The sequence below is a fragment of the Microbacterium rhizophilum genome (assembly GCF_039605615.1).
GTDB lineage: Bacteria > Actinomycetota > Actinomycetes > Actinomycetales > Microbacteriaceae > Microbacterium > Microbacterium rhizophilus.
The window spans coordinates 209,164-231,387 of sequence record NZ_JBCNUN010000003.1 but is presented as its reverse complement, the minus strand read 5'-3'; the positions used below and the strand labels follow the sequence as shown (position 1 = coordinate 231,387).

Here is a 22,224-nt window from a genome sequence, read left to right as displayed (position 1 = left end):
CTCAGCCCCCGCGAGCGAGCCGCTCCAGCGCCCGGCGGTCGGGCTTGCCCGAGGACAGGCGCGGGATCTCGTCGACGAGCAGGATCCGGCTGGGTCGCGCGGCCGTGCCGACGTGGGCGCCGACGGCGTCGCGCACCGCGGCGAGCGCGGCATCCGGATCCGTCGCGTCCGCGCGCCGCGCGACGAGCACCGGGGTCTCGCCCCAGCGCTCGTCCGGCGCGCCGACCACCACGGCATCCAGCACCTCGCGCGCCACCCGCTCGACGCGGTCGAGCGAGACGTTGATCCCGCCCGACACGATCACGTTGTCGATCCGCCCCGTCACGCGCACGACGCCGTCCTCGACTGCCCCCGCGTCGCCCGTGCGATACCAGCGGGCGCCGTCCGCGTCGCGCACGAAGATCCGCTCCGTCAGCTCCGCGTCGCCGAGGTAGCCCTCGGCGAGGGTCGGCCCGGCGATCCGCAGCTCGCCGTCCACCGTCGCGACGCGGACGCCGTCGAGCGGCACGCCGTCGTAGACGCAGCCCCCTGAGGTCTCGCTCGATCCGTAGGTCCGGACGATCCGCGCCCCGTGAACCGCGGCGCGCTCGCGCAGCGCGATCGGCAGGGCCTGCCCGCCGATCAGGATCGCCTCGAACGACGCCAGGGCGGCCCGCACGCCCCGGTCCTCGTCCGCCGCGTCGACCAGCGCCTGCAGCTGCGCGGGCACGAGCGAGGTGTACGTCGGCACGCGCTCTCCGCCGTGCGAGGAGTGCATGCCGGAGACGACATGCGCGAAGGCCGCGGCGGAGAACCGCCCGGACAGGATCGCCGGCTCGGTCCCCTGCACGAGCGAGCGCACCAGCACCTGCACGCCCGCGACGTACGAGGCCGGCAGCGCCAGCAGCCACTGGCCGGAGCCGATCCGATCGGCCGTCGCGAGCGCGCTCGAGGTCAGCGCCGAGCGCGACAGGATCACGCTCTTCGGCACGCCGCTGGATCCGGAGGTCGTCACCACCACCGCGGTCCCAGCGGGCACCTCCTCCGGCAGCTCCCCGGCGGCGCCGAGCGCCACCGCGGGTCCCGCGCCGAGCGCCGCGCGCAGCGCCCGCAGCACCGCGCGCGGGTCGTCGCCGTCGAGCCGTTCGAGCCTCATGTGCTCAGTAGTGCCAGGGGAAGGGCGACCAGTCGGGCTCGCGCTTCTCGAGGAACGAGTCGCGGCCCTCGACGGCCTCGTCGGTGCCATAGGCCAGGCGCGTGGTCTCGCCCGCGAACACCTGCAGGCCTGGCAGGCCGTCGTCCACCGCGTTGAAGGCGAACTTCAGCATCCGGATCGCCGTGGGCGACTTCGTGAGGATCACCCGCGCCATCGCGATCGCCTCGCGCTCGAGCTCGGCGTGCGGCACGACCCGGTTGACGGCGCCCATCTCGTACATGCGCTGCGCGGAATGCTCCTCCGCGAGGAAGAACACCTCGCGCGCGAGCTTCTGGCCGATCTGACGCGCGAAGTATGCGGATCCGTATCCGGCGTCGAAGGACCCGACGTCCGCGTCGGTCTGCTTGAAGCGGCCGTGCTCGGCCGACGCGACCGTGAGATCGCACACCACGTGCAGCGAATGCCCGCCGCCCGCCGCCCACCCGGGCACGACCGCGATCACGACCTTCGGCATGAACCGGATGAGCCGCTGCACCTCGAGGATGTGCAGGCGCCCCGCGCGCGCCGAGTCGGTCACGGCGCCCTCGTCGGACGAGTACTTGTAGCCGTCGCGGCCGCGGATCCGCTGGTCGCCGCCCGAGCAGAACGCCCAGCCGCCGTCCTTCGGGCTCGGCCCGTTGCCCGTCAGCAGCACCACGCCGATCCGCGGATCCTGGCGCGCGGTGTCGAGCGCGCGGTACAGCTCGTCGACCGTCGCGGGTCGGAACGCGTTGCGCACCTCGGGGCGGTCGAACGCGATGCGCGCGATCCGGCCGTCCTTCGACACGTGCGCCGTGATGTCCCGGTACGCCTCGGATCCCGGGGCGGCATCCCACTCGGACGCGTCGAACAGGTCGGAGACGAAGGTGTCGGTCACCGCTCCAGACTATTCCCGCCCCTGATATGCAAGCAGGAGCTCGCCGCTCCGGCACCCCCGCGACTGACTCCCGCGAGTCATGTCCCACTTCCCGCCGGTTCCCGCCCGGTCGCGTCCCACTTCGCGCCCGTTCGTCGCGCGGATTCGGGCCGCAGGTGGGACATGACCTACGATGACGGCCCCCCGAGGCGCCGCCGGGCGGCGTGCTGGTGGGCGACGCGGCGCAGGGCGAGCAGCAGCGGCTCGATCAGGATCGTGCCGAGCACGGCATAGCGGACGGCCTCGGCCGCGGAGCCCTCCGGCAGATTGTCGATCTCCGACGCGGCGATCCGCCCGACGCCCTCGAGATACGCGTCGACGTTCGCGCCCGGCATCGCGAAGCCCGCGGCGTCGAGGGCCGCGAGCGCGTCCGCGACCTGCGCGACCTCGGGTCCCGCGGGGTCGACGTCCCAGCCGGCGCGCGCGATCAGCGCGAGCGCCGGCGACGGATCGGCCGCCTCCGTCGCGGGGGCGGTCGCGTGCTGGGCGCGTCCCAGGGTGACGAACAGATCGGGCTCGGGCTCGTCGACCGCCGCCAGCACCCCGCGCACCTGCGCGATCGTGAGCCGCGCCGGGCCGAGCAGGGCGCGCACGAGCCGCAGCCGCGCGACGTGCTCGTCGTCGTACTGCGCCTGCGTGGAGGACGTCAGCCGCCCCGGCGGCACGAGGCCCTCGCGCAGGTAGTACTTGACGGTCGCGACCGGCACGTCCGTCGCGCGCGCGAGTTCGGAGATCCGCATCGTCACCCCTTGACATTGGATAGTGCAACTCCCCATTATTGGAGAGTTCCACTCACCATTATGCGAGGAGACGGCCGGATGATCGCGCACACAGGGCGGATGACCCACGATCACGACGGCGAGCTGGTCGTCTTCCTGATCGGCATGCGCATCAATCGGTGGTCGCGCCCCGACCTGTGGTGGCCGACGTTCACGGCGATGCCGTCGATGATCCGGGAGCTCGCGAGCGACCCTGACTCCGGCATGATCGGGCACCGCCTGTTCGGCTTCCCGCGCACGCCCACCGTGCTGCAGTACTGGACGAGCATCGACAAGCTGTACGCGTACGCGTCGGATCCGCGGGCGCATCACCGCCCCGCGTGGGCCGCCTTCAACCACCGCGCCCGCGGCGCCGAGGGCGCGGTCGGCATCTGGCACGAAACCTTCGCGGTGTCGCGCGCGGAGTCGATCTACGTGGGCATGCCGCCCACGGGCCTCGGCGCCGCGACCGGCCTGAAGCCCGTCACGGCGCGGCTCGATCGCGCGCGGCAGCGCTTCGACGCCGCCTGACCCGCCGATCCGGACCCCCGAGCGGCACCGGCATGCCCGCTCGGCACCGGCATGCCCGCTCGCGTCAGCCGTTGACGGCGTCGCGCCAGTCGAGCCAGCGCCGCACGCCGTCGAAGTCGACCTCCGGGCCGGAGACGCCGAAGGTGAACAGGCGCACACCGGCGTCGAACAGCGCTCGCGCGTCCTGCTCGCCGCGGCCCTTCAGCTCGTTCGAGATCACGAGGGTCGACAGGTCGCGCTGCTCCGTCTCCGCCCAGCGCTTCAGCACGTCGAACTTGCCCGGCAGGCCCTCCGCCGGCACGAAGCTGTGCCAGATGTCCGCGTGCCGCGCGACGAGGCGCAGCGTCTTCTGCTCGCCCTTGCCGCCGATCAGGATCGGGATGTCCCGCGTCGGCTCCGGGTTCAGCTGCGCCCAGCGCGCCTCGATCCGCGGCAGCGCCTCGGCGAGCGCGTCCAGTCGCTGCCCCGCCGTGCCGAAGTCGTACCCGTACTCGTCGTAGTCGCGCTCGAACCAGCCCGATCCGGTCGCGAAGATGAAGCGGCCCGTGTCGCCGCCCTTCTTCGAGATGTGGTCGATCGTGCGGGCCATGTCCGCCTGGAGGTCGGCATTGCGGTAGCTGTTGCAGTTCACGAGCGGGCCGAATTCGACGCGCTCGGTCTGCTCGGCCCACGCGGCGAGCATGCTCCACCCCTCGAAGTGGGTGCCGTCCGGGTCCCCCGACAGCGGATAGAAGTGATCCCAGTTGAACAGGACGTCGACGCCCATGTCCTCGAGTCGCGTCACGGCGTCGCGGATCACCGCGTAGGACGCGTGGTGCTGGGGAGCGAGCTGCACGCCGAGGCGCACGGGGCGGTCGGTGTCGAAGGAGAGGTCTGCCATGGCGCCAGGCTAGGGGCACGGGAGAGCGGCGAGGGCGGATCGCGGGGATCCGCCCTGGATACGCTGGCGGGATGCAGACTCTCGAGGACGGCGCCATCCTGCGCCGCGCGACTCCGGCCGACGTCCCCGGCATCTTCGCCCTGATCGTCGAGCTCGCCGTCTACGAGCGCGAGCCGGATGCCGTCACGTCGACGCCCGAGATGCTGCACGAGACGCTGTTCGGCGAGCACCCGACGGTGTTCGCGCACGTCGTCGAGAACGGCGGCGAGGTCGCGGGCATCGCGATCTGGTTCCTGAACTACTCCACCTGGACGGGCCTGAACGGCATCTACCTCGAGGACCTCGTGGTCGGCGAGGCGCATCGCGGCCGCGGCTACGGGCTCGCGCTGATGCGGGCCCTCGCCCGCGAGTGCACGGAGCGGGGCTGCGGCCGCTTCGAGTGGAGCGTGCTCGACTGGAACGAGCCGTCCATCCGGTTCTACCGGCAGCTCGGCGCCGTCGGCATGGACGGCTGGACCGTGCAGCGCCTCGACGGCGACGCCCTGGCGGCGCTGGCCGCCGGCTGAGCGCGTGCTGCCCTGGATCCAGCTCGCGCTCGCGATCGGCGCGCAGCTCGCGGGGTCGGTGTTCGTCTCGACGCCGGCGTTCCTGATCCCGCTCCTGCACGGCGAGCGCGGCCTCAGTCTGGTCGAGGCCGGTGTGCTCGCGGGCGCCCCGAACCTCGGCCTCGTGCTCACGCTCGTGGCGTGGGGCGCGCTGGCGGACCGGATCGGCGAGCGCGTCACGATCACCGCGGGGCTGGTGCTCGGCTGCGGCGCGGCCCTCGGCGCGCTGTTCGCCGACGGGTACGTGTGGCTCGGCGTGTTCCTGCTGCTCGGCGGCATGGCCGCCGGCAGCGCGAGTTCCGCGAGCGGGCGGCTCGTCGTGGGCTGGTTCGCGCGCGAGCGGCGCGGCCTCGCGATGGGGATCCGGCAGATGGCGCAGCCGCTCGGCGTCACGGTGGCGGCGCTCGCCGTGCCGCCGCTCGCGTCCGCGGCGGGCCTGGGCGGCGCCATCCTGCTGTCGGTGATCCTGACAGGCGTGCTCGCGATCGCGTGCGTCGTCGGGATCCGCGATCCGCGCCGGCCGGCGCGCACCGCCGAGGTTCCGCGCGCCGCCAATCCATACGTCGGGCACGGCTTCCTCTGGCGCATCCACGCGGTGTCCATCCTGCTCGTCGTCCCGCAGTTCGCGCTGTCGACGTTCGGCCTGGTCTGGCTCGTGGCGGAGCTGCGCTGGCCCGCCCTGGCCGCGGGCGCGCTGGTCGGCGGCGCGCAGTTCGCCGGCGCGCTCGGCAGGATCGCCGTGGGCGTCTGGTCGGACAGGATCGGCCGCGTGCAGGTGCTGCGCCGCGTCGCGATCGCCGGCGTCGCCGTGCTGCTGGCGCTGGCCGCCGTCGCCGGGCTGGAGTGGGCCGGGCCCGCCGCCGTGGCGTTCGTCGTGGCGACGTGCGTGTCGGTCGCCGACAACGGCCCGGCCTTCACGTCGGTGGCCGAGTTCGCCGGCCCGGCGTGGTCGGGCCGGGCGCTGGGCATCCAGAACACCGGGCAGTTCGTCGCCGCCGCCGTGGTCGGCCCCGGCATCGGCGCCCTGATCGGCCTGGTCGGCTACCCGCTCGCGTTCGCGCTGCTCGCCCTGGCCCCCGCCGCGTCCTGGCCCCTCATCCCCCGCCACGACCGGGAGCATCCGGACTCCTGACCGGCCCCGGTCTGCACAACGCAGGAGCGGATTCCGCGTCCGCCCGCGACGCGCCGTCATCCGCCCCGCCCGTCACATGCCCTCCTGCGTCGTGCAGACGGTGCAGGCGCCGACGCGGCAGGATGGGCCCATGACGCCGCTGCCCCCGCTGCCGGAGATCCGCTCGACCGTGCGGGTGGTGTCGCTGCCGCTCGCGACGCGGTTCCGCGGGGTGGAGCACCGCGAGGCCGCGCTGATCGAGGGTCCGGAGGGCTGGGCCGAGTTCTCGCCGTTCGTCGAGTACCGCGACGACGAGGCGGCGACCTGGCTGTCGGCCGCGCTCGACTTCGCGTACGTCGCGCAGCCGGCGCCGCTGCGCGCCGAGATCCCCGTGAACGCGACGATGCCGGCCGTGCCCGCCGAGCGCGTGCCCGACGTGCTGGCGCGGTACGACGGGTGCCGCACGGTCAAGGTGAAGGTCGCCGAGGCGGGTCAGTCGCTCGCGGACGAGATCGCCCGCGTCCGCGCGGTGCGCGCCGCCATGGGCCCGGAGGGACGGATCCGGATCGACGCGAACGGCGGCTGGAACGTCGACGAGGCCGAGCACGCGGCGCACGCGCTGGCGGAGTTCGACCTCGAGTATCTCGAGCAGCCGTGCGCCACGGTGGACGAGCTCGCCGAGCTGCGCGAACGCCTGCACCGCTGGGACCTGCCGATCGCGGCGGACGAGAGCGTGCGCAAGGCGCAGGATCCGCTCGCGGTCGCGCGGGCGGAGGCCGCGGACCTGATCGTCGTCAAGGCGCAGCCGCTCGGCGGTGTGCGCCGCGCGCTCGAGATCGTCGCCGAGGCCGGGCTGCCGGCCGTGGTCTCCAGCGCGCTCGACACGTCGATCGGCCTGTCGCAGGGAGCGGCGCTGGCCGCGGCGCTGCCGTCACTGGAGTTCGACTGCGGCCTCGGCACGGCGTCGCTCCTGGCGGCGGACGTGGTGGCGGATCCGCTCGTCCCGCGCGGCGGCGCGATCCCGGTCGGCCGGATCGCCCCGGACCCCGCGCTGCTCGACGCCCACGCCGCGCCGGCGGACCGCCGGGACTGGTGGATGGCCCGCATCCAGCGCTGCCACGCGGTGCTCGAGAGCCGCGGCGCGGTGTAGTCCCGCCCGGTCGAGGACCGGATATGGGCGCTGCCCCCGTGCGAGCGAAGCGAGCGTGCAGCGGATGCGGGCCCGATCCCGCCAGAGCGACCGCTTCTAGAGAGAGGGATGCTCGATGATGAGGTGGGCGATGCGGCCCACCTCCTTGGCACGCGCCTCGAGCAGGGCCTGCTCGGGCAGGCCGGCGGCGATCGCGCGCACGGCGGCGCCCTCCCACGCGGTCAGCACGGTGCGGGCGGCGTCCTCGGCGGGTAGCGCGAGCCGCAGCCCCTTGGCCTGCGCGATCTCCTCGAGCAGCTGCGCGACCTCGCGCAGCATCTGCGCGTCCTGCGCGAGGTAGGCCTCCGCGGTCTTCGCGTCGCGCATGGCGCGGCCCTTGATCTCGCTCATCAGCAGCACGCCCAGGCGCACGTCGCCGGGCACATCGAGCGCCTCGACCAGTCCCACCATGTCGTCCCGGTCGCCGCGCAGGTCGGGGCCGGACTCGATCATGGCGGCCACGCGCTCGCGCACGCCCTCGACCTGCCGGCTGGCGAAGCGCGCCGCGAGCTCGACGAACAGCTGGTCCTTGGACTCGAAGTTCGAGTAGAACGCGCCGCGCGTGAAGCCCGCACGCTCGCAGATCGCCTCCACGGAGGTCTCGCCGAGGCCGACCTCGGCGAACACCTGCGCGGCCGCGTCGAGCAGCCGGGCGCGCGTGTTCTCGCGGCTGCGCGTCTGCGGTCGCAGCGCGGCATCCTGCTCGCTCATCCCGATCCCCCGGTTCATACCGAACGCTCAGCCCGGCTTGCCTGTTTCCCTATTACGATACACACTTGTATCGGATACAGCGCTGTATCGAACTCCCTGCCATTCCTCATCCGGAGGCGCCTGTGTCCACCCTGCTCTACTCGCTCGGCCGCTGGTCGTACCGTCACCCCTGGCGCGTGCTCGTGGGCTGGCTGCTGATCCTCGCGGCGGTCGGCGGCGCGGCCGCGGGCCTGAACAAGGGCTTCGACAACGCCTTCTCCATCCCCGGCACCGAGGCGCAGGAGGGCCTGCAGCAGCTGAGCCGCACGTTCCCCCAGGTCTCCGGCACGAGCGCGCAGTTCATCGTGGTGGCCGCCGACGGCGACAAGGTGACGGATGCCGACTACCGCGACCCGATCGAGGACGCCGTCGCCGCGCTCGAGGACGTCCCGGGCGTGACGAGCGCCACCTCGCCGTTCGACGAGATGGTCACGGGCATGGTCTCGGACGACGACTCGGCCGCGATCGTGCGCCTGCAGTTCGCGGGCACGATGACCGACGTCACGGACGAGGACAAGGAGTCGCTGCACGCGGTCGTCGACGACCTGGTCGAGCAGCTGCCGGAGGAGTCCGAGACCGCCCTCGGCGGCGAGCTGTTCGCGACCGAGCTGCCCACCATCACGCTCACCGAGGCGGTCGGCGTGATCATCGCGCTGCTCGTGCTGATCGTCACGTTCCGCTCGTTCGTGCTCGCCGGCCTGCCGCTCGGCATCGCCCTGATCGGCGTCGGCGTCTCGCTGCTCGGCATCGTCGCGGCCACGCAGTGGGCGACCGTGTCGGCCACGACCCCGATGCTCGCGCTCATGCTGGGGCTCGCGGTGGGCATCGACTACTCGCTGTTCATCGCGGCGCGACATCAGGATCAGGTGCGCGGCGGCATGGATCCGGAGGAGTCCGCCGGGCGTGCCACGGGCACCGCGGGTTCGGCCGTCGTGTTCGCGGGCGTCACGGTGCTGATCGCGCTCATCGGCCTCGGCTTCGCGAACATCCCGTTCCTCACGACCATGGGCATCGCCGCGGCCGTCGCCGTCGCGGTGGCCGTGCTGATCGCCGTCACGCTCACGCCGGCCCTCCTCGGCTTCGCGAAGGGCCGGGTCGTGGGCTGGAGGACGCGGCCGCGGAGGAAGCGCGCCCCGCGCACGGGCTTCGCGACCCGCTGGGTCGGCCTCGTCACGCGCCACCCCGTCGTCACCACGGTCGCGGTCGTCCTGACGCTCGGCCTGATGGCGGCGCCCGTCGGCAGCCTGTCGCTGTCGCTGCCGAACGCGGGCGTGCTGCCCGAGGACAACGAGGCGCGCATCGGCTACGACCTCACGTCCGAGCACTTCGGTCCCGGCTTCAACGGCCCGCTCGTGCTGACCGGCACGATCGTGACGTCCACCGATCCGGTCGGCCTGATGGAGGACCTGCAGGCCGAGGTCGAGGCGATCGACGGCGTGAAGCAGGTCGCGCTCGCGACCCCGAACGAGACCGCCGACACCGGCATCGTGCAGATCGTGCCCGAGACCGGACCGGATGACCCCGCGACGAGCGCGCTCGTGCGCGAGCTCCGCGCGCACCACGACGAGTGGCTCGACGAGTTCGGCATCGACCTGAAGGTCACCGGATCCACGGCCGTCGGCATCGACATCTCCGACCGCCTCGGCGGCGCCCTCGTCCCGTTCGGGATCTTCGTGGTCGGCCTGTCGTTCGTCCTGCTGATGATCGTGTTCCGCTCGATCTGGGTGCCGCTCAAGGCCGCGCTCGGCTACCTGCTGTCGATCCTCGCCGCGTTCGGCGTGGTCGCCGCGGTGTTCTCGTGGGGCTGGGGCGCCGACCTGCTGCACGTCGCGCGCACCGGTCCGATCATCGCGTTCATGCCGATCGTCGTGATGGGCGTGCTGTTCGGCCTCGCGATGGACTACGAGGTGTTCCTGGTGTCCCGGATGCGCGAGGACTACGTGCACGCGGCCCGCAAGAAGGGCTTCACGCGCGAGGTCGCGGTCGACGCCGTCCGCACCGGTTTCGCGGCTTCGGCGCGCGTGGTCACGGCCGCGGCCGTCATCATGTTCGCGGTGTTCGCGGCCTTCGTGCCCGAGGGCGACTCGAACCTGAAGCCCATCGCGCTCGCGCTCGCGGTCGGCATCGCGATCGACGCGTTCCTCGTGCGCATGACGCTCGTGCCGGCCGTGATGACGCTGCTGGGCGACAAGGCGTGGTGGATGCCGCGCTGGCTCGACCGGATCCTGCCGCACTTCGACATCGAGGGCGAGGCCGTCGAGCGCGAGCGCGCGCTGGCCGACTGGCCCGAGCCCGGATCCACCGCGGTCATCGCCGCCGACGATGTCGAGGTCGCGACCGAGGACGTCGTGCTGGCTTCCGGCGTGACGCTGCGCGCCGAGCCGGGCGACGCGGTCGTGCTGACGGCCGCGGATCCCCGCGCGGCGCGCGCCGTCGGCCTCGCGATCGCGGGACGTGCCACACCCTCGAACGGCCTGCTGCGGGTCGCCGGCCATCTGCTGCCCGGCCGGGCCGCGTGGGTGCGCACGCACGTCGGCGTCGCCCTGCTGGCCGGCTCCCCCGCCCCGGCGCGGGAGGTGCGCGACGCCCTCCGCGGCGGCACGCGCCTCGTCGTGATCGACGGCGCCGACGCGCTCGACCCCGCCGCGCGCGACCAGGTGGCGGCGGTGCTCCGCGACGCCCGCCACGCGCTCGCCCCCGTCGACCTCACCGTCGTGGCGACCGGATCCGATCCGCTCGTCTCCCGCCGGCTGCTCGCCGACGCGAGCTGGGACTCCGTGTCGCAGCTCGACGTCGCCTCCCGTCCCACCGCCCCTCTCGAGGTGAACGCATGAACCCCCTCCGCCGTCTCGCCGCCACCGGCATCGAGCGCGCCCGCAGCACCAGGCCCATCAGCTGGCTCACGCTCGTCGGCGTGCTGCTGCTGCCCGCCCTCGTGGGCGGCGTGCTGGTCTCCGCGCTGTACAACCCGACCGAGCGCCTCGGCAACATGACCGCGGCGATCGTCAACAACGACGAGCCCGTGACGATCCAGGATCAGTACACGCCGCTCGGCCGGCAGCTCTCCGCCGGTCTCGTGGAGGGATCCGACGACGCCCCGAGCAACCTCACGTGGGTGCTGTCGAACGACGACGACGCCGCGGAGGGCCTCGCGGACGGCACGTACCAGGCCGTCGTGACGATCCCGGAGGAGTTCTCCGCCGCCGCGACCTCCTCGGGCCAGCGGCTGTCGGGCGAGGACGCCACCCCGGAGCAGGCGCGCATCGAGGTCGTCACGGCGCCGGACGCGCGCCTGGCCGACGAGGCCATCACGAACCAGGTGGCCGCGGTGGCCGCCTCGTCGATGGGCCGGATGCTGTCCCGGGCCACGCTGTCGAACGTCTTCATCGGCTTCAACACGCTCGGCGAGCAGCTGGGCGAGGCCGCGGACGGCGCGTCGCAGCTGGCCGACGGCGCCGGCGCGGCGCAGGACGGGGCGACCGAGCTCGCCGACGGCGCGACGCGGCTCGCGGACGGCGTGACGCGGCTCGGCTCGGGAGCCGGCGACCTCGCCGACGGCGCCGGGCGACTCGCGGGCGGTGCCACGCAGGTCTCGGATGGCGCTGCCGGCGTCTCCGGCGGTGCGAGCGATCTCGCGGACGGCGTGCAGGGCGTGGCGGACGGCGCCACGGGCCTCTCGAACGGCGCGGACGAGCTCGCCGACGGCGCGTCGGGCCTCGCGGACGGCGCGGACGGCGTCGCCGGTGGCGCGAGCGACCTCGCAGACGGCGCGAGCCGCCTGTCGACGGGTGCGCAGGATCTGGCCACGGGGCTCGCCGGCGACGGCACGGCCGCGAACCCGGGACTCGCCCCGGGTCTGCACCAGCTCTCGGACGGCGCGGGTGCGCTCGTCTCGGGGCTCGAGACCGGAGCGACCACGATCGAGCAGAACGGGCTCGTCCCCGCGGAGCTGACCGAGGGCGCCACCGGCGTCAGCGACGGCCTCACGGCGCTGAGTCAGAGCTGCGCAGCATCGGGCGCGGCCCCGGCGTTCTGCGAGCAGCTCGCGACCGTCACGCAGGGCGCGACCGGCGTGTCCGGCGGGCTGACGCAGCTCTCGACCGAGCTTCCGGCCCAGGTCGCCGCGCAGCTGCGAAGCGCGTCCGAGCAGGCGTCGCCGATGGTCGACGGGATCGCACGCCTCGCGGCTGGCGCCGATGACGCCGCAGCCGGCGCCTCTCAGATGGCGACGGGGCTGAGCGGCCTCGCGGACGGCGCCACGCAGCTGTCGGGCGGCGCCGCCCAGCTCGCCGACGGCGCGAACGGCGTCTCGGCCGGCGCCGACGGCCTCGCCGGCGGCGCCTCGCAGCTCGCCGATGGCGCCGGCCAGGCGGCCGACGGCGCGACCGCCCTGTCCGGCGGCGCCGCGCAGCTGGCGACCGGCGCGGACGGCCTGGCGGACGGCACCGCCGAGATCGCCGGCGGCGCGGGTCAGCTGGCGTCCGGAGCGGGCCAGCTGTCGACCGGCGCCGACCAGCTCGCCGACGGATCGTCCGACCTCGGCGACGGGATCGGCGAGCTCGCCGGCGGCACGCGCTCGCTCGCCGACGGCCTCGGCGACGCCACCGAGCAGCTGCCCTCGTACACGGATCGCGAGGCCGACGACCTGGCCGAGGTGATCGCCGACCCGGTGGCGTCGTCCTCGGGCGAGCAGGTCTCGCTGTTCGGCGCGGCGGCCGTGCCGCTGCTCGCGGCGATCGTGCTGTGGTTCGGCGGGCTCGCGTCGTTCGTCGTGATGCGCTCGGTCACGGGCCGCGCCCTCACGTCGCGCCGCGCGTCGGCCGCGCTCGCGGGCGGCGCCCTGCTCCCCGCCGCGGTCGTGGGCGCCGTCCAGGGCGTGCTCGTCGCGACGGTCGTGCAGATCGCGAGCGGCTTCGACGCCGACACGGCCGGCGCGCTGTTCGCGCTGTGCACGCTGATCGGCGTCGCGTTCGCGGCCGTGCACCAGGCGCTCGTCGCGGTGTTCGGCGGCGCCGGCCGCTGGGTCGCCGCCCTGATCGGCGCGATCGCGCTGGCCACGGGCATCGTCTCGACGCTGCCCGGCTGGCTCGGCGACCTCGCGGGCGCCCTGCCCACCGCCCCGGCCTTCCGCGCTCTGCTCGGCACGGTGACCGACGCCGGTGGCGTCGGCGGCGCCGTGGTCGGCCTGCTCGTGTGGGCGGTGCTGGCGTTCGCCGCCACCACCATCGCGGTGGCACGCAAGCGCACGGTCTCGACCCGGGCCCTCCTGGAGGGCGCTCCCGCCTGATCCGGCGCGCAAGAGCGGCCCGACCCCGCCGGGGGTCGGGCCGCTCTGCATTCCGCGCCAGGATCCCGGACTTCGCCCGTAATCCGGATGATCCGAGGCTCAGGATCCGGAGGTCTGGCGTTCTCCGGGATCCTGGTGCGGCCGAGGCCCGAGCGCCGCGGGCGCGTCAGGCCGCGGGCCGCCTCACTTCCGCACCGTCACCGTGAGAGGCCGGCTCTCGGTGGTGCCGGCGGCGTTGCGGAACTCGACGGTGTAGACGTAGCTGCCCTTCGCCCTGCCGGTGACGTCGAGCGTCGCCTTCTGCGCCGACGGCGTCGCGGCCTTCAGCGTGCCCTCACCGACGACCTCGCCGTTCTCGCGGAAGACGTACGACGTCGCGTTCTGTCCCCACCACAGGTTCGCCGTGACCCGATAGGCGCCATCGCCGTCGTGGTTGTCGTGGGAGAGGACGGGCACGCCCGGGTTCGCCTCCGTGACCTTGACCGTGAGCGGCTTGGTGACGCTCGCCCCCTTCGAGTTCACCAGTTCGCCGATGAACGTGTAGGTGCCGTTCGGCAGCCCGCGGACGGGCACCACCGCCTTCTGCGCGGTGGGGCTCGCAGCCTTGAGCTGGCCCGCGTGGACGAGCTCGCCGTCACGGTAGAGCCGGAACAGACTGGCGTTCTCGCCCCACCACAGATTCATCGTGACGTCGAAGTCGCCGTCCGCCAGACCCGTGTCCCAGCCGTTGTCCGACGACAGCACGCCCTGCGCGGGAACCGCTCGCGCGTCGGTGTCGCTGGGCGCGCCGGGCTCATCTGCCGGGTACATGCCTCGGAACAGCGGCGCGACGGAGACCGTCTCGATCTTCGCGGAGCCCTCGGTCGAGAACAGCGACACGGCCGTCTGCGATGCGTCCGGGTAGATGAACTCCGAGAACGCCTGCTCGCCGCCGTTGACGAGCACCTCGACGGAGCCGGTGTCCACCAGGATGTCGAACGAGACCTTTCCGTCGATCAGCCGGACGGGGGTGCGCGACGGCTGAGTGAAGCGATCTGACGGGATCAGCCCGGAGCGCGACCTGTCGATGAAGACCGAATGAGTGGCCGCGTCGTAGCCGATGCGTGTCCCCTTCCCGTCACCGCCGCGCACCGTGATGCCCGACTGCCCGGCCCCGGGCTCGAGCGTGAGCCGGATCCGCTGCAGCGTGCCGCTCGCCTCGGGGAGCGCGACTTCCCCGTCGACGACCACGGCCTTGCGCGACGTCGTGAAGGCGTTCTTCTCGTAGTCGGCGAGCTGGTGCGCGAACGAGTGGACGATCATCGGTGTGCCGTCCACGGTCTTCAAGGCGAGCTCTCGCGGCATCGTGAAGCTGCCGCGCCAGGGCGAGGTCGGCGCGGAGAATGCCTGCCCCATCCAGCCGACGAAGATCCGCTCCCCGTCGGGATTCTCGTTCGGGTTGAAGCTGCTTGCCGCGTAGTTGTCGGCGCCGAAGTCGAGGCGCCGCGTGTCGAGGCGCACCGCCGGCGGCACCCGGTCGTCCCGCAGCGTGAACTGGTCGGCCAGGATGTGGCCCCAGCCGCCGCGGTTGTTGTCTACGACCTCGATCCGCGCCGAGCGTCCGGCGAACTCGGATACGTCCCAGCTCGCCCAGTTCATCGTCTCCGTGTCGGCGCCCGTGCGGCCCTCGCCCGTCGTGCTCCGCACGGTCTCGCCGTCGACGACGAGGCTGACGGTCGTCTCGGTCGAGCGAGGCAGCGCCGGGGAGTCCGCGGCGACCACGTCGTCGATCCAGATCGCCGCCCAATCGCTGGACTTGTCATCGACGACGCGGATCTGCGCCGTCGCTCCCCGATACGCCGAGACGTCCCAGCTGCGCCAGTCGGTGAGGTGGTTGCGCTTTCCCGTCTCGCTCTTGACGACTTCGCCGTCGACGAGCAGCTGCACGGCGAGCTGCGCGCCGTCGCCGCCGCCGACCTTCAGGTCGATGTAGGGCGAGCCGATCTCGAACTCGGGTGACGTCAGCGTGCCGCGCCGCGCGTCGGAGCCGTCCGGGGAGTAGAACGTGCTGAGGAAGCCTGTGCCGCCGAAGCCCCACGCGACGTTGTCGCCGCCGTGGGGACCCGCGGGCTGCTGCCCGGGGTCGAAGTCGCCCGTTCCGGTCCAGCCGTGGTCGGCGAGCGTCTCGCCCTCGGGGAGCTCGAAGTCGAAGATCGGGGTGCTGCCGTCCGGCGCAGCACCGCTGCCCGTGCCCTCCTCGCGGGGGTGATGACCGCCTCCGATGAGGAAGCTCAACGAGTCGGCGTCGATCGTGAAGTCGGGAGAGACGAGCCGGCCGATCGCCCGGTCGGTGCCGAGGTAGCTGTTGACATAGCCGGTGCCCGCGAACTCGGTCACGGGCTGCTGCTGTGGCAGCGTCCCGGTCGCCGGCGCGCTGCCGAACGCACCGCCCGCGTCGCTGACCGGGTCGTTCTCGACCGCCCAGCCCTCGTAGTCCTCGCCGTCGAAGGCGCCCAGCGCCGTGCCCTGAGGGATCGGCGTGCGCGGGGCCGGGTCCTCGGTGAAGGTCGTGCCGTCGAAGTCGCCGACGAGGTACGACTGCCTGGACGCCTGTGTGCTCAGTGCGAGCACCCACTTCTGCTTGGCGGGGTCGCCGTCGAGCGCGATCGGGTACAGGTCGGGGCACTCCCAGAACCCGCCGAGCGATGACGAGGTGAACACGCTCAGCTCGGTCCAGTCGATGAGGTTGTCCGAGCGGTTGATGACGACGCGGCTCGCATCGGCCTCGACGGTGACGCTGACCCAGTACCCCGTGTCCTCGTCGCCGTACCAGAACACCTTCGGGTCGCGATAGTCGCGGCGGCTCCGGTCGTCGACCGGGTTGCCGCTGTACTTCGTCCACGTCATGCCCGCGTCGAGGCTGTAGGCGAGCGACGTCGCCTCCTTCGTGCCGTGAACCGGGTGGTTGCGGTAGTCGCTCGTGTAGATCGCCACCATCGGCGGGTTGTCGGCCGTGCCGAGACCAGATGTGTTCTTCCAGTCCACGACGGTCGACCCCGAGAAGATGAACTCGGTCTCCGTGTTCGGGATGGCGACGGGCTGCTCGGTCCAGCTCACGAGGTCGGTCGACGTGGCATGTCCCCAGGACATGTTGCCCCACTGATCGCCCGAGGGGTTGTGCTGGTAGAAGAGGTGATAGGTGCCCTTGTAGTAGATCATCCCGTTCGGGTCGTTCACCCAGTTCTTCGCGGGCGAGTAGTGCAGGTTCTGCCGGTACGGCTCGCCTCCCGGCTCCTCGGCCGCCGCGGCGGGCGAGTAGGCGGCGAGCACGCCTGCGCCGACCGCGAGAGCGCCCAGCAGGGCCGCTCCCTTTCGTCTTGATACCGTGGTCATCGTCTGGATCGCCCTTCATCGCGCGGTTCTCGACGTCATGTTGACATCGTTGTCAGGTGACGGCCGCGATGCTACGCACTGTCTCGTGGACAATGCAAGAGGCACCGGCGCGAGCGCACTCGCCGGGGGTCAGACCTCGAGCTGCGGTACCACCGGCGGCCGGCGCAGCGCGCCTTCGTGGCGCACCGTCACCGCGGCGAGCTCCATGGCCTCCCGCAGCGCGTCGCGCCACTCGGCCTCGGTGCGCGCGATGCCGTGCGCTGCGATGCTTCGCACCACGGCCACGAGCGTGGCATCGCCCGCCCCCATCGTGTCGACGACCGGCCCAGGGAGCTCGACGATGCCCGATCGCACCGCGAGCGCTCCGTGGTGGACCTCGGCGCCCGCGGCGCCCGCGGTCGCGAGCACCGCGGCCCCGCAGCCCGGCCGCTGCAGTCGCTTCACGAACGCGGAAAGGGGGGCATCCAGCAGCAGGTGCGCGTCTTCGTCGCCGACCTTGACGAGCAGCGCGGTGGCCGCGATCCGCTCGAACCCCTCAAGGAAGGCCTTCCGATCGCGCAGCAGATCGGCACGGGGATTCGGATCGACCACGAGCCGTGCGGACGGCCGGGCGACGGCCTCGGCGAGCCCGCGAGCCTGACCCGCGTCGTCGAACGGGAAGCCGCTCACCACGACGAGATCGGCCGCATCGAGCGCGCGCCGGGCTCGCGTGTCGAAGGCGATGTGGCGCGTCTTCGCGGCATCGTTGAAGGCGTACCGGGGCTCGCCGCCGTCACTGCGATCCGACACCGCACGCGCCGTGCCGGATGCGGACTCGCTCGCGATGAGCGTCACGCCGTGCTCGGCGAGGAAAGCCCGGATGCGATCGCCCGGCTCGTCATCTCCGACCATCGCGATGAGCGTCGCATCGACGCCGCGCAGCGCCAGGCCGGCGGCGACGTTCAGCGCCGCGCCGCCCACGAAGTCGCGGGCGCCGGACGGATCGCGCAGCTCGTCGATGAGCGCATCGCCGATGACCGCGACGCGCGGTGCGCCGGTCATCTCGACACCTCCGGCGGGATCTCGCCGCTGCCCCTCGCGATGAGTCGGGTCGGCACGATCTCCCGCACGGGAGATCCGGTGTCGCCGTCGAGCCGCGCGAACACGCGCTCCGCGGCGATGCGCCCGATGGCGCGGGGGTCCTGCGCCACGACGGTGACGCCGGGCTCGAGCAGGTCCCCCAGCGGCACGTCGTCGAAGCCCACCAGCGCCACTTCCCGGTGCCGGCCCAGTTCGCGCAGCGCCCGCACGACGCCGATCGTCACGAGGTTCTGCGAGCTGAACACCGCCGTCGGCGGCTCCTCGCCCGTCAGCAGCGCGAGCGCCGCGCGCCGCGCGCTCTCCTCGTCATGCAGATCCTCGATGACCGGCACGTCACGAGTGGCGACGCCGTGCCGGCCGAGCTCCTCCAGGAAACCCCGGCGGCGCTCACCGGCCGTCTGGATTCCTCGCCGGTCGCCGAGATAGGCGATGCGTCGATGCCCGCGCTCGAGCAGATGCCGTGTCGCGAGCGCCGCCCCGTCGGCGTTGTCGCTCACGACCGAGTCCGACTCCACCCCTGCGGGCTCCCGGTCGACGAACACGACCGGCGTGCCCCGCCGGAGCTCCGGAGCCAGGTATCCCTGGCTGCCCGAGACCGTCGTGAGGATGAGCCCGTCGACGCGTCGCCGCAGGAACGCCGCGACGGCGACCTGCTCGCGTTCGGGATCGTCGTCGAGGCTCGACGCGAACACCGCGACACCCCGCTCGAGCGCGACGTCCTCGACCGCGCGATGAAGCGCACCGGCGAACGGGTTGTCGACGCTGCCGACGAGAAGCCCCAGCGATCGCGAACGCCCGTCAGCGCGGCGGAGGTTGCCGGCGTGGAGATCGGGTTGGAAGTCGAGAGTCCGGGCGGCATCGAGCACTTTCGCGATCGTCGCGGCCGACACGTTGGGCTCGCCGTTCACGACCCGGGAGACGGTCTTGACGCCGACGCCCGCCAGCGCGGCGACATGGCGCATGGTGGGCCGGGAGCGCGGATTGTCCGCGGCACTGTGGTTTGACAACGGTGTCACGAATTGATCTCCAATGTGCGATAACGACTTGACTATACACAGCGAGGTCGGGTAGACCTCGATCTTGACATCGTTGTCACGGGGTCGTACCCGCACACCTGAGGAGATTCACCGATGAATCACGCAACATCTGCAGCACGTGGCCGCCGGGTCCTGACCGGAGGCTCTCTCGCCACCATCGCAGCACTGGCCATCACCGGCTGCGCCGCCTCCAGCACACCGGGAGGCAGCCCCTCCGACGGCGACGCCGCCGGCTCGGAGATCGGCGTCTCGCTCATCGTCAAGACGACGACCAACCCGTTCTTCGTCGCGATGCAGGAGGGCGCTGAGGCCGCCGCTGACGAGCTCGGAGTCGAGCTCACGATGGCCGCGGGCAAGGAGGACGGCGACGAGGACACCCAGATCCAGGCGATCGAGAACGCCATCTCGAAGGGCGATGCGGGGATCCTCATCACGCCGAACGGTCCGGCGGTCGAGGACGCGCTCATCAAGGCCCGCGACGCGGGCCTCTACGTGATCGCGCTCGACACGCCGCCCGCCGATCCCGAGTCCGTGGACATCACCTTCGCGACCGACAACTTCCTGGCAGGTCAGGAGATCGGCAAGTGGACCGCGGCGAAGCTCGGCGGCGAGAAGGCGACGATCGCGCTCATCGACCTCTTCGACGACAAGGTCGTCTCGGTCGACTTCAATCGCGACCAGGGCTTCCTCGACGGCATGGGGATCGACACGGCGGACGCGGCCAAGAACGGCGACGAGGCGGCGACCGGCAGCTACAGCGGCGGTGACTACGAGATCGTCGGCAACGAGGCCTCGCAGGGCGCCGAGGACGGCGGCCGCACCGCGGCCGAGACGCTGCTGTCGAAGAACCCCGACATCAACGTCGTGTACACGATCAACGAGCCCGCCGCGTACGGCGCCTACGAGGCGTTCAAGGCGGCAGGCAAGACGGACGGTCTCATCGTGGTCTCGATCGACGGCGGCTGCGCCGGCGTGGACGCGGTGAAGGACGGCACCATCGGCGCGACGAGCCAGCAGTACCCGGTGAAGATGGCCGAGTTGGGCGTGCAGGCGATCTTCGATCTCGTCGACAGCGGCAAGGCCCCGGAGGTCACGTCCGGCCTCGACTTCTACAACACCGGTGTCGCGCTCGTCACGGACGACCCCCAGGATGGAGTCGACTCGATCGACACCGCTGCAGGCAGCGAGATCTGCTGGGGCTGATCCCCGCATCCACAGTGCGAGGCGGGACGGACGCCGGGTCGCGACAGGCTCGTCCTCGTGACATCCGGCGTCCGCCCCGCCCCTCCCCCATCGCAGAGACAACGGAGCACCCCACGTGAGTCAGCACATGACCGAGCAGTCGCCCGCCGGCGACCCGCCCCCGGCGGGACCGCCCACATCGGCGCTCGCCCTCGCCGATGAGTTCCTGGACCGCAGCACGCCCCTGAGCCGAGTGCGCAACACCCTGCACCGCTACCCGGCGATCAGTCCGGCCATCGTGCTGGTGCTCGCGGTCGTCGTGTTCGGCGTGCTCAACGACCGCTTCCTGAATCCCGCGAACCTCTCGCTCGTGACGCAGCAGGTGGCGGTGGTGGGAACGCTCGCGGTCGCTCAGACCCTGATCATCCTCACCGCCGGCATCGATCTGTCGGTCGGCGCCGTCATGGTGCTCAGCTCGATGGTGGTCGCCCAGACGGCGTCGCAGGCGGGACTTCCCGCCGTCGTCGCACTGCTGCTCGGGCTGATCGTCGCCCTCGCCGCCGGAGCGTTCAACGGCTTCCTGGTGACGCGGCTGAAGCTGCCGCCGTTCATCGTCACGCTCGGCACGCTCAATGTCTTCTTGGCTCTGACGCTGCTCTACTCGGGCGGCGCGACCGTCCGCGGCGCCGAGATGCCGGAGCTGCTCACCTGGACCGGCGCGACGTTCCCACTGTTCGGCGTGAACATCACTGTCGGCGTCGTCATGATGCTGCTGCTCTACGTCGTGGTGGCGTTCATCCTGCAGAGCACGGCATGGGGGCGGCACGTGTACGCGGTGGGCGACGACCCCGAGTCGGCGCGGCTCGCCGGCATCAGCGTCAATCGCGTGCTCATGAGCGTGTACCTCGCGGCCGGCGCGATCCTCGCGATCGGCGCCTGGATCCAGATCGGCCGCACGAACGCCGCCTCGCCGAACGCCGGCGTCGATCTCAACCTGGACTCGATCACGGCGGTCGTCATCGGCGGCACGAGCCTGTTCGGCGGGCGCGGCACCGTGTGGGGCACCCTGCTCGGAGCGCTCATCGTCGGGCTGTTCCGCAACGGCCTGTCCCTCGCCGGGCTCGATGTGCTCTGGCAGACGTTCGCCGTCGGCGTGCTCATCATCGTCGCGGTCTCCGTCGACCAGTGGATCCGAAAGGTGCGCAAGTGACCGACATCGTCGCCGCGGAGGCCGGCTCCTCCGCCCCGTCTCGCACGCCGCTGCTGCGCGCGCATCGGCTGGTGAAGACCTTCGGCCGCGTCGTCGGGCTCGATGGCGTGAGCCTGGAGCTCTATCCCGGTGAGGTGCTCGCCGTCATCGGAGACAACGGCGCGGGCAAGTCCACGCTCATCAAGTGCCTCACCGGCGCCGAGGTGCCCGACGAGGGCGAGATCTACCTCGATGGCCGGCAGGTGAGCTTCCGGCGGCCGCAGGACGCCCGAGCAGCCGGCATCGAGACCGTCTACCAGAACCTCGCCGTCTCCCCGGCCCTCGACGTCGCGTCGAACCTGTTCCTCGGCCGCGAGGTGCGGAAGAAGGGCCTGCTCGGCTCGGTCTTCCGAATGGTCGATCAGAAGGCCATGCGGAAGATGGCCAAGGACGAGCTGACGTCGCTGGGGATCTCGACGCTGCAGGACGTCACGGTCGCGGTCGAGAACCTCTCCGGCGGGCAGCGGCAGGCGGTCGCCGTGGCTCGTGCGGCGGCGTTCGGATCGAAGGTCGTCGTCCTCGACGAGCCGACGGCCGCGCTCGGCGTGCGCGAGTCGAACCAGGTGCTGGAGCTCATCCGGAATCTCCGCGACCGCGGAATCCCGGTGATCCTCATCTCGCACAACATGCCTCACGTGTTCGACGTCGCCGATCGCATCCACGTGCAGCGGCTCGGCAAGCGGGCCGCGACGATCACGCCCCAGACGCATTCGATGACCGACGCGGTCGCCATCATGACGGGAGCCGCGCAGGCATGACGGGTGGCGTGCAGCTGGTCGCCCGCTTCACCGCGCTGCCGGGGCGCGAGGAGGAGGTCGAGCGCCTCCTCCTCGCGCTTGCCGCGAACGTGCGCGCGGAGCCGGGTTGCCTCGTGTTCGACCCGTTCCGGGTCGGCCACGCGCCCCCGGCATCCGGAGCCCGAGGCGAGGGTCCGGCGTCCGGAACGGGTTTCCTGGTCGTCGAGTCCTATCGCGACGAGGACGCGTTCGCCGCGCACCTCGCCGCGGCCTACGGCGCGGAGTTCAACACGGCGCTGGCCGCCCTCATCGTCGAAGACGGCTCCGAGCTGACGTTCGTCACTCCGCTCGGCTGACCGGAGAGCA

At 72.4% G+C, this 22,224-nt stretch carries 18 protein-coding genes; 10 read left to right on the top strand and 8 right to left on the bottom strand.

The annotated features are described in order from the left end of the window. Position 1 precedes the first annotated feature (1 nt). The 3 genes from AAD528_RS07705 to AAD528_RS07695 all read right to left on the bottom strand — a co-directional run bounded on the left by AAD528_RS07705 (position 2) and on the right by AAD528_RS07695 (position 2,830). Positions 2-1,135 (bottom strand): AMP-binding protein, encoded by a 1,134-nt coding sequence (locus AAD528_RS07705; RefSeq protein ID WP_345751488.1) that lies wholly within the window; start codon positions 1,133-1,135, stop codon positions 2-4. Between the two features lie 4 nt (positions 1,136-1,139). Then, positions 1,140-2,051, bottom strand: a complete 912-nt coding sequence (locus AAD528_RS07700; protein WP_345751487.1) for a 1,4-dihydroxy-2-naphthoyl-CoA synthase — start codon at positions 2,049-2,051, stop codon at positions 1,140-1,142. Positions 2,052-2,218: 167 nt separating this feature from the next. Beyond that, complete coding sequence (locus AAD528_RS07695; protein WP_345751486.1) at positions 2,219-2,830, bottom strand: MerR family transcriptional regulator; 612 nt, start codon at positions 2,828-2,830, stop codon at positions 2,219-2,221. Positions 2,831-2,929: 99 nt separating this feature from the next. On the opposite strand from AAD528_RS07695, the gene AAD528_RS07690 reads away from it, so the two are divergent. Beyond that, positions 2,930-3,379 (top strand): DUF4188 domain-containing protein, encoded by a 450-nt coding sequence (locus tag AAD528_RS07690; RefSeq protein ID WP_345751485.1) that lies wholly within the window; start codon positions 2,930-2,932, stop codon positions 3,377-3,379. Positions 3,380-3,443: 64 nt separating this feature from the next. Here AAD528_RS07690 and AAD528_RS07685 read toward each other — a convergent pair whose 3' ends face one another. After that, positions 3,444-4,259: an LLM class F420-dependent oxidoreductase gene (locus AAD528_RS07685; protein ID WP_345751484.1), complete on the bottom strand. Its 816-nt coding sequence runs from the start codon at positions 4,257-4,259 to the stop codon at positions 3,444-3,446. A 71-nt stretch (positions 4,260-4,330) separates the two neighbouring features. Here AAD528_RS07685 and AAD528_RS07680 point away from each other — a divergent pair, with 71 nt between their 5' ends. The 3 genes from AAD528_RS07680 to AAD528_RS07670 all read left to right on the top strand — a co-directional run bounded on the left by AAD528_RS07680 (position 4,331) and on the right by AAD528_RS07670 (position 7,125). Then, on the top strand, positions 4,331-4,825 hold the full coding sequence (locus AAD528_RS07680) for a GNAT family N-acetyltransferase (protein WP_345751483.1): 495 nt from the start codon (positions 4,331-4,333) through the stop codon (positions 4,823-4,825). A 4-nt stretch (positions 4,826-4,829) separates the two neighbouring features. Continuing rightward, positions 4,830-5,996 carry an MFS transporter gene (locus AAD528_RS07675; RefSeq protein WP_345751482.1) on the top strand — a complete coding sequence of 389 codons (1,167 nt, stop codon included), beginning with the start codon at positions 4,830-4,832 and terminating at the stop codon, positions 5,994-5,996. A 130-nt stretch (positions 5,997-6,126) separates the two neighbouring features. Continuing rightward, the gene (locus tag AAD528_RS07670; RefSeq protein ID WP_345751481.1) at positions 6,127-7,125 is read left to right on the top strand and encodes an o-succinylbenzoate synthase; all 999 of its coding nucleotides are present in this window, start codon (positions 6,127-6,129) and stop codon (positions 7,123-7,125) included. A 96-nt stretch (positions 7,126-7,221) separates the two neighbouring features. Here AAD528_RS07670 and AAD528_RS07665 read toward each other — a convergent pair whose 3' ends face one another. Beyond that, positions 7,222-7,875 (bottom strand): TetR/AcrR family transcriptional regulator, encoded by a 654-nt coding sequence (locus tag AAD528_RS07665; protein ID WP_345751480.1) that lies wholly within the window; start codon positions 7,873-7,875, stop codon positions 7,222-7,224. 122 nt (positions 7,876-7,997) lie between these two features. Between AAD528_RS07665 and AAD528_RS07660 the strand changes: the two genes are divergently transcribed. Together AAD528_RS07660 and AAD528_RS07655 are read left to right on the top strand one after the other, a co-directional pair. Beyond that, positions 7,998-10,748 (top strand): MMPL family transporter, encoded by a 2,751-nt coding sequence (locus AAD528_RS07660; RefSeq protein ID WP_345751479.1) that lies wholly within the window; start codon positions 7,998-8,000, stop codon positions 10,746-10,748. Next, positions 10,745-13,201, top strand: coding sequence for a YhgE/Pip family protein (locus tag AAD528_RS07655; protein WP_345751478.1), 2,457 nt, complete (start codon positions 10,745-10,747; stop codon positions 13,199-13,201). The genes AAD528_RS07660 and AAD528_RS07655 overlap by 4 nt, the downstream gene beginning before the upstream one ends. Before the next feature lie 183 nt (positions 13,202-13,384). Here AAD528_RS07655 and AAD528_RS07650 read toward each other — a convergent pair whose 3' ends face one another. The 3 genes from AAD528_RS07650 to AAD528_RS07640 all read right to left on the bottom strand — a co-directional run bounded on the left by AAD528_RS07650 (position 13,385) and on the right by AAD528_RS07640 (position 18,615). Beyond that, a complete protein-coding gene (locus AAD528_RS07650) occupies positions 13,385-16,573 on the bottom strand; it encodes a GH32 C-terminal domain-containing protein (RefSeq protein WP_345751477.1) in 3,189 nt (1,062 codons plus the stop codon). 129 nt (positions 16,574-16,702) lie between these two features. After that, a complete protein-coding gene (locus AAD528_RS07645; protein WP_345751476.1) occupies positions 16,703-17,614 on the bottom strand; it encodes a PfkB family carbohydrate kinase in 912 nt (303 codons plus the stop codon). Then, complete coding sequence (locus AAD528_RS07640; RefSeq protein ID WP_345751475.1) at positions 17,611-18,615, bottom strand: LacI family DNA-binding transcriptional regulator; 1,005 nt, start codon at positions 18,613-18,615, stop codon at positions 17,611-17,613. The genes AAD528_RS07645 and AAD528_RS07640 overlap by 4 nt, the downstream gene beginning before the upstream one ends. Positions 18,616-18,783: 168 nt before the next feature. Between AAD528_RS07640 and AAD528_RS07635 the strand changes: the two genes are divergently transcribed. The 4 genes from AAD528_RS07635 to AAD528_RS07620 all read left to right on the top strand — a co-directional run bounded on the left by AAD528_RS07635 (position 18,784) and on the right by AAD528_RS07620 (position 22,214). Further along, entirely contained in the window at positions 18,784-19,893 is a 1,110-nt protein-coding gene (locus AAD528_RS07635; protein WP_345751474.1) for a substrate-binding domain-containing protein, read from the top strand. 127 nt (positions 19,894-20,020) lie between these two features. After that, positions 20,021-21,082, top strand: a complete 1,062-nt coding sequence (locus AAD528_RS07630; protein ID WP_345751473.1) for an ABC transporter permease — start codon at positions 20,021-20,023, stop codon at positions 21,080-21,082. 5 nt (positions 21,083-21,087) lie between these two features. Then, on the top strand, positions 21,088-21,879 hold the full coding sequence (locus AAD528_RS07625; protein WP_345751630.1) for an ATP-binding cassette domain-containing protein: 792 nt from the start codon (positions 21,088-21,090) through the stop codon (positions 21,877-21,879). After that, positions 21,876-22,214, top strand: a complete 339-nt coding sequence (locus AAD528_RS07620) for a putative quinol monooxygenase (RefSeq protein WP_345751472.1) — start codon at positions 21,876-21,878, stop codon at positions 22,212-22,214. The genes AAD528_RS07625 and AAD528_RS07620 overlap by 4 nt, the downstream gene beginning before the upstream one ends. The last annotated feature ends 10 nt before the right edge of the window (positions 22,215-22,224 follow it).

What these genes read in the sequence shown, in the direction of transcription:
- AAD528_RS07705 (WP_345751488.1), bottom strand. Translation starts at nt 1,135, where the DNA reads ATGAGGCTCGAACGGCTCGACGGCGACGACCCGCGCGCGGTGCTGCGG.
- AAD528_RS07695 (WP_345751486.1), bottom strand. Translation starts at nt 2,830, where the DNA reads ATGCGGATCTCCGAACTCGCGCGCGCGACGGACGTGCCGGTCGCGACC.
- AAD528_RS07690 (WP_345751485.1), top strand. Translation starts at nt 2,930, where the DNA reads ATGACCCACGATCACGACGGCGAGCTGGTCGTCTTCCTGATCGGCATG.
- AAD528_RS07685 (WP_345751484.1), bottom strand. Translation starts at nt 4,259, where the DNA reads ATGGCAGACCTCTCCTTCGACACCGACCGCCCCGTGCGCCTCGGCGTG.
- AAD528_RS07680 (WP_345751483.1), top strand. Translation starts at nt 4,331, where the DNA reads ATGCAGACTCTCGAGGACGGCGCCATCCTGCGCCGCGCGACTCCGGCC.
- AAD528_RS07670 (WP_345751481.1), top strand. Translation starts at nt 6,127, where the DNA reads ATGACGCCGCTGCCCCCGCTGCCGGAGATCCGCTCGACCGTGCGGGTG.
- AAD528_RS07665 (WP_345751480.1), bottom strand. Translation starts at nt 7,875, where the DNA reads ATGAGCGAGCAGGATGCCGCGCTGCGACCGCAGACGCGCAGCCGCGAG.
- AAD528_RS07655 (WP_345751478.1), top strand. Translation starts at nt 10,745, where the DNA reads ATGAACCCCCTCCGCCGTCTCGCCGCCACCGGCATCGAGCGCGCCCGC.
- AAD528_RS07650 (WP_345751477.1), bottom strand. Translation starts at nt 16,573, where the DNA reads ATGACCACGGTATCAAGACGAAAGGGAGCGGCCCTGCTGGGCGCTCTC.
- AAD528_RS07645 (WP_345751476.1), bottom strand. Translation starts at nt 17,614, where the DNA reads ATGACCGGCGCACCGCGCGTCGCGGTCATCGGCGATGCGCTCATCGAC.
- AAD528_RS07640 (WP_345751475.1), bottom strand. Translation starts at nt 18,615, where the DNA reads ATGCGCCATGTCGCCGCGCTGGCGGGCGTCGGCGTCAAGACCGTCTCC.
- AAD528_RS07635 (WP_345751474.1), top strand. Translation starts at nt 18,784, where the DNA reads ATGAATCACGCAACATCTGCAGCACGTGGCCGCCGGGTCCTGACCGGA.
- AAD528_RS07630 (WP_345751473.1), top strand. Translation starts at nt 20,021, where the DNA reads ATGACCGAGCAGTCGCCCGCCGGCGACCCGCCCCCGGCGGGACCGCCC.
- AAD528_RS07620 (WP_345751472.1), top strand. Translation starts at nt 21,876, where the DNA reads ATGACGGGTGGCGTGCAGCTGGTCGCCCGCTTCACCGCGCTGCCGGGG.